A 6,000-nucleotide genomic window follows, 5' to 3' on the forward strand; every position below is an offset into this window, starting at 1 on the left:
GGCGTCATGCGCCCAGGGTTGGTTGTCCAGGGGCTAGAAGACCCGGATCCAATCGATCAGCATCTCGGCGGGATAGTTGCCACCAGCGGGCTCACGGCCACCGGAACCACCGATGGCGATGTTGAACACCGGCGCCATTGTGAAGCCCGGATCGTTGAACGGCCATTCCCCCAACGAATCCGCGCGCACCGTCCAGAACGGTTCCATGCCCGGTTCGTAGTCGCGCCAGAAGTACATCCCCTCGGGCTTCCAGGTCATCCGCCAGGTGTGCCAATTGCTGTCGATGGGGTGTTTGAAGGTCTGGAACTGGGTGCCGTCCAGACGCGCGTGAACGGTGGTGCCCGACGGCCAATCCCGATTGCCGTACCACTCGAACAGGTCGACCTCGCCGCCGCGCACCGGATTGTCGTTGATCAGCCAGAAGGCCGGCCACGCGCCGTTGGTCAGGCAGTTCAGTTTGACGCGCGCCTCCCAGGTCGTCCCCACTCCGCCGCGCCAGTTGCCGATGATCTTGGCGCTGGCGAACTTCTCCTGGATATTGGCACCCGGTCCCTCCGTGGCGCGGATGACCAGGTTGCCGTTGCCGTCCTGGAACACGTGTTCCTGGTCGGTGACATAGCGGCCCATGTTGAACGGCTTGTCCCACTCGACCGGGTTACGGATGGTCTCACGCTGCGGCACGATGAACCACGACGCGGGGTCCGGCGGTGATCCGGCCGGACCGTTGAATTCGTCCTGCCACAGGATGGGCGGCGCCGCCGCTTCGGGCGTCGGAGTCCCCGGCCCGGGGCCCAGATCACCGGGCAAAGGCTCGCCGTGAGCGGTCGCGGCGGGGAGTGCGGCGGCCGCCGCACCGAGTCCGAGCATCAACATCGCACTGCGTCGATCGAATTCAGGCACAGCCGACCATAACCAGCCGTGGCGGATTTCGCGCAAAGCCGCGCCAACCCCATCGCACGCTGAGTGCGCTCTCAGCGTCAAAAAGGACTTTGACGTGCGGCGTTCTCGCCGGCCACGGTTGCCGCACCGGAACATCGACATGGGTGACCAGTCGGGACATCAGGTTCGGGCGACGCGGAGCGGCCGGTAGCCGGACCTCGTGCCGGTACAGTTCCTTCTGCAACTGGTCTGCCGACGGTGTGAGTTCTGCGCTGTCGGCATCGAGTCACGGGGTTGGTACCTACCCGTGGTGAGAGGGAACCCGGTGGGAATCCGGGACTGTCCCGCAGCGGTATGCAGGAACGACCGCCGTCAACGGCACTGGTGCGCAGCACCGGGAAGCGACGGCCAGTAGGAACACCTTTGGGTGTGTGCCTGTGAGTCCGAAGACCTGCCAGCTGTGCCGGGCGCGCCGCGCCCGGCGGCGCATCGCCTCGTGGACTGGGCGTATGGCCGACAGCGGCCTCGGCATACCTGCGGGCGGCCTCTTCGGTTGCACGTTCCTATGGGCGGTGGGCTCCCCATCGTTGCTGAAGGACTCTGCGTGACAACACAATCTGCCCCTTTGTTCACCGCCACCATCCTGGGGTCGCCGCGTGTCGGCCCGAACCGCGAGCTGAAGCGCGCGGTTGAGAAGTACTGGTCCAAAAAGATGGACCGCGCCGAGCTCGAAGCTGTGGCAGCCACCCTGCGGGGTGACACCGTGCGCCACCTGGCCGACGCCGGCGCGGACTCGATACCGGTCAACACCTTCTCCTACTACGACCACATGCTGGACCAATCGGTGTTGCTCGGAGCCCTGCCCCCGCGTGTTGCGGGCGTCCGCGACGACCTGGACCGCTACTTCGCCGCCGCCCGCGGCGGGACGTACGACGGCGTCGACGTTGCCCCCTTGGAGATGACCAAGTGGTTCGACACCAACTATCACTACATCGTTCCCGAGATCGGCCCGAATACCGCTTTCACGCTGAATCCCGCCAAACTGCTCGCCGAACTCGACGAGGCGACGGCGGTCGATGTGCCGCTGCGTCCGGTAGTCGTGGGTCCCATCACCTATCTGGCGCTGAGCAAGGCCGTCGACGGTGCCGGCGCGCCGATCGAGCGGCTCGACGAATTGGTCGATGTCTACGCTGAACTGCTGGAGCTCCTTGCCGAACGCGGGATCGGTTGGGTTCAGATCGACGAGCCGATCCTGGTCACCGATGACGTCGACGACGTCGGTGCACTGGCCGAGACCACGTACGCCCGGCTCGGTGCGCTCTCCCACCGCCCGGCCATCTTCGTCGCGACATACTTCGGCCAGTTGACCGACGCGTTGCCTGCCCTGGCCCGCACCCCTGTCGAGGCCATCGGAATCGACGCGGTGGACGGCTCGGTGGATGCCGTTGCTGCTGTGCCGGAACTGGCCGAAAAGACCGTCGTCGCCGGCGTTGTCGACGGACGCAACATCTGGCGCACCGACCTGGAGAGCGCGCTGGCCACACTCGCCACGCTTGTGGGCCCAGCCGGCCGTGTCGTCGTGTCGACATCGTGCTCGACACTGCACGTGCCGTACTCGTTGGAGCCCGAGACCGACCTCGATGAGGCATTGCGTAGCTGGCTGGCCTTCGGCGCCGAGAAGGTCGCCGAAGTGGTGACCTTGGCCAAGGGGCTCGCGCAGGGCAGGGCAGCCATCGCCTCGGAGATCGAAAACTCGAATGCCGCAGCGGCTTCCCGCAAGGTCGACCCTCGGCTGAACAACACCGATATCCGCTCCCGACTCGACGACATCCGGGTCGCGGGAGCATCCGGACGGGGCATCGCCGCCGATCGGCGCACCGCGCAGCAGGAACGGCTGAACCTCCCCACGCTGCCGACCACGACCATCGGCTCATACCCGCAGACCACCGAGATCCGGTTGGCACGCGCAGATCTTCGTGCCGGCAGGATCGACGAAGCCCAGTATGAGCAGAAAATGAAAGACGAGGTAGCGGCTGTCATCGCGTTGCAGGAAGAACTCGGCATCGACGTGCTGGTGCACGGTGAGCCCGAGCGCAACGACATGGTGCAGTACTTCGCCGAGCAGTTGGAGGGGTTCTTCGCCACCCAGAACGGTTGGGTTCAGTCCTACGGGTCCCGGTGTGTCCGTCCCCCGATTCTCTACGGCGACGTGGCGCGTCCGCGCCCGATGACCGTCGAGTGGGCGGCCTACGCGCAGTCGCTCACCGCCAAACCGGTCAAAGGAATGCTGACCGGTCCGGTGACCATCCTGGCGTGGTCGTTCGTCCGTGATGACCAACCGCTGGCCGATACGGCAGCACAGGTCGCACTCGCGATTCGGGACGAGACGGTGGACCTGGAGAAGGCCGGTATCGCCATCATCCAGGTCGATGAACCGGCGCTGCGCGAACTCCTCCCATTGCGCTCCAAGGAGAAGAAGGATTACCTGGCGTGGTCGGTGGAGGCCTTCAGGTTGGCCACTGCGGGTGTGCGCGACGACACCCAGGTGCACACCCATCTGTGCTACTCGGAGTTCGGGGAAGTGATCGGCGCCATCGCCGACCTCGATGCCGACGTCACGTCCATCGAGGCGGCACGATCGCATATGGAGGTGCTCACCGATCTCAACGCGGTGGGCTTCAGCAATGGAGTGGGACCGGGGGTCTACGACATTCATTCCCCGCGGGTGCCAACCACGCAGGAGATGATCGTGGCACTACGTGAGGCGCTGGAAGCGGTGCCTGCGGAACGCCTTTGGGTCAACCCGGACTGCGGCCTGAAGACTCGCAGGACCGACGAGGTCATCGAGTCGCTCCGCAACATGGTCGAGGCCGCCACGGCGGTGCGCGCAGAACGTTGACGACGGTCGTGCCCCGGAGTCCTACGGGCTCCGGGGCACGGTCTCATTGATCACTCAGGGGCACTGTAGGCGCTCGGGCCGTTCCACCAAGTGCCTCGAGCACAGTGATGGTATCGACGGTCTCTGGGACGTCGTGGACTCGCACGGTGTCGACTCCTGCCGCCCAGGCCGGGCCCACGACAGCAAGCGAGGCCGCCAGCCGATCGTCCACACCGCGACCGGTCATCGCGCCGAGAAAAGACTTGCGGCTCATCCCGAGTAGCACGGGAAAAGGCCCGCCGCACAGATCAGGTAGTCGGCGCAGCAATTCGAGGTTGTCGGCAACAGACTTGCCGAACCCGATTCCCGGATCCACCCACACCGGCCTGGCACCAGCTGAGAATGCCGATTCAGCAGTTCCCTGGACAAAGGCTCGCACCTCGGCGTTCACGTCGCCATATTCCGGGTACCCTTCTGCCAGAACCGGAACCGTATGCGCGTGCATGCTCACATACCCGACGCTCAGTCGCCCGGCGAGGTCGTACAGCTTGCCGGACACGTCGTTGATGATGCGTGCTCCGGCCCGGACTGCTTGCTCTGCGACCTCACGATTACGGGTATCGACCGACACCACACCGCAATGAGCGAGTTCGGTGACGATCGGCACCACACGACCGAGCTCTTCGTCCACGGATACCGCAACAGCTCCCGGCCTAGTCGATTCTCCGCCGACGTCCACCGCCCAAGCTCCGTCGTCGAACATCATCAGGCCGGCCTCCACGGCCCGATCGACTGTATCGAATCTGCTTCGCGCCCAGAAGGAGTCGGGTGTCGCGTTGAGGATACCCATGACCCGCATCGGCGTGTCACGGTCACGTACGCTCATCGCGGCGACCAGTAGGCCAGCATCTCGGCGAGGGTGTCGAATGCGGGCGCGCTGACACCGTAGGGCGCCTCGAAATGCAGACTCAGTGGGAATCCGAGGCCCACCACTCCGTCGATGACCTTCTTGTAGAGGTCGACCAAGAGAACACGTTTCGTGGCGGAGTCGCTGGCGGCGAGTCGTCTGACGAAGGCCTGTTCGGCAGCGACCGCCTCGTTGCCCGGGTCCCGGATCAACCAGTCGATCAACCCGACCCGGCTCTCTATCTTCGGCACGAATCCGAAGGACAGCAAGATCTCCGGGCGGTGCTCAGTGGCCTTGGCGAAAACTCGCAGGAAGTCCACGATCGCATCCGAATAGAGCAGTTGGGTCATGCCGAAGGTGGCACCCTTGGTGCATTTGAAGTCGAATCTGCCCTGCTCACCCTCGCGGGTAGGGATGAGGATGACGCCTCGGTTGGCGACCAACCCGTCAAACTTCGAGAGTGCATCTGCCGGAGCCACACCGTGACCGTCACCGTCGTTCATGGTGCGCGGTACCCCGACGAAGATCATGCCGTCGAATCCCACGGTGTTCAGGTCCGTCAGGCGGGTGCGCAGCGCTGTCTCGTCGTGAAAGGCGGTGACCTGGGTGCACAAACCGCGCACCCCGGCGAGATCCGCGCGCAGTGCCGTCCAATAGTCGAGAACGTCCATCTTGGGCAGCATCTCGACGGGCCGGTCGCCATCCTCCTCGATCATGCCGGGGAGCATCACATGCCCGATACGCCCAGAGATGCCCGCCGTTGTCGACAGTTCCAGGATCTTGCGCGCCTCGTCACGGACGTGGTCGGGTCCACGGTCCAGATTGGGCGGCACCAACTCCAACGCGATGGTATTCAGGGGCACAGCTGACGTCCTTCAGTGAGACGGGTAGCTCATCACCGGCGGACGTCGATCAGCGTGCGGCATTGACCGCTCATCGGACATCCGCCTTTTCCACGAGGCGATGGGCCGCCGGGCGCGGCGCACCCGGCACGGCTGGCAGGTCTTCGGACTCGCAGGCACGCATCACATCGATGCACCTAAAGGCCGTCGCTTCCCGGTGCTACGCACCAGTGCCGATGACGGCGGTCGTTCCTGCATACCGTTGCGGGACAGTCCCGGATTCCCACCGGGTTCCCTCTTGTTCCACATCGGATGTGGAACTCGATGCTGTGGCGTGGCGCCACAGCAGACCAGTCGCGCCGATAAGCGTACCCACTTGTGGTCGGCCCCACGGTCCCCCGTTGAGGTGAGGCCGACCATTCAGGAGATCACGACCAGGAGGTCGCCGCCTTCGACTTGGGCGGTGCCGGTGACGGCGATGCGGGTCACGGTGC

Annotated in this window: 4 protein-coding genes and 2 riboswitches; of the genes, 1 reads left to right on the forward strand and 3 read right to left on the reverse strand. The window is 65.0% G+C overall.

Features of this window, described 5'->3' with window-relative positions; translation table 11 throughout:
• Window positions 1-33: 33 nt before the first annotated feature.
• On the reverse strand, window positions 34-873 hold the full coding sequence (locus G154_RS03845; RefSeq protein ID WP_019513385.1) for a family 16 glycosylhydrolase: 840 nt from the start codon (window positions 871-873) through the stop codon (window positions 34-36).
• 284 nt (window positions 874-1,157) lie between these two features.
• Window positions 1,158-1,353, forward strand: a riboswitch (cobalamin riboswitch).
• 130 nt (window positions 1,354-1,483) lie between these two features.
• On the opposite strand from G154_RS03845, the gene metE reads away from it, so the two are divergent.
• Window positions 1,484-3,778, forward strand: a complete 2,295-nt coding sequence (gene metE, locus G154_RS03850; RefSeq protein ID WP_023985194.1) for a 5-methyltetrahydropteroyltriglutamate--homocysteine S-methyltransferase — start codon at window positions 1,484-1,486, stop codon at window positions 3,776-3,778.
• Between the two features lie 43 nt (window positions 3,779-3,821).
• Here metE and folP read toward each other — a convergent pair whose 3' ends face one another.
• The gene (gene folP / locus G154_RS03855; protein WP_045546640.1) at window positions 3,822-4,643 is read right to left on the reverse strand and encodes a dihydropteroate synthase; all 822 of its coding nucleotides are present in this window, start codon (window positions 4,641-4,643) and stop codon (window positions 3,822-3,824) included.
• Complete coding sequence (locus tag G154_RS03860) at window positions 4,640-5,527, reverse strand: mycobacterial-type methylenetetrahydrofolate reductase (protein WP_019513382.1); 888 nt, start codon at window positions 5,525-5,527, stop codon at window positions 4,640-4,642. The genes folP and G154_RS03860 overlap by 4 nt, the downstream gene beginning before the upstream one ends.
• 116 nt (window positions 5,528-5,643) lie before the next feature.
• Window positions 5,644-5,846: riboswitch (cobalamin riboswitch) on the reverse strand.
• Between the last annotated feature and the right edge of the window lie 154 nt (window positions 5,847-6,000).

Source organism: Mycobacterium sp. VKM Ac-1816D, assembly GCF_000416385.1.
Classification (GTDB): Bacteria; Actinomycetota; Actinomycetes; order Mycobacteriales; family Mycobacteriaceae; genus Mycobacterium; species Mycobacterium neoaurum_A.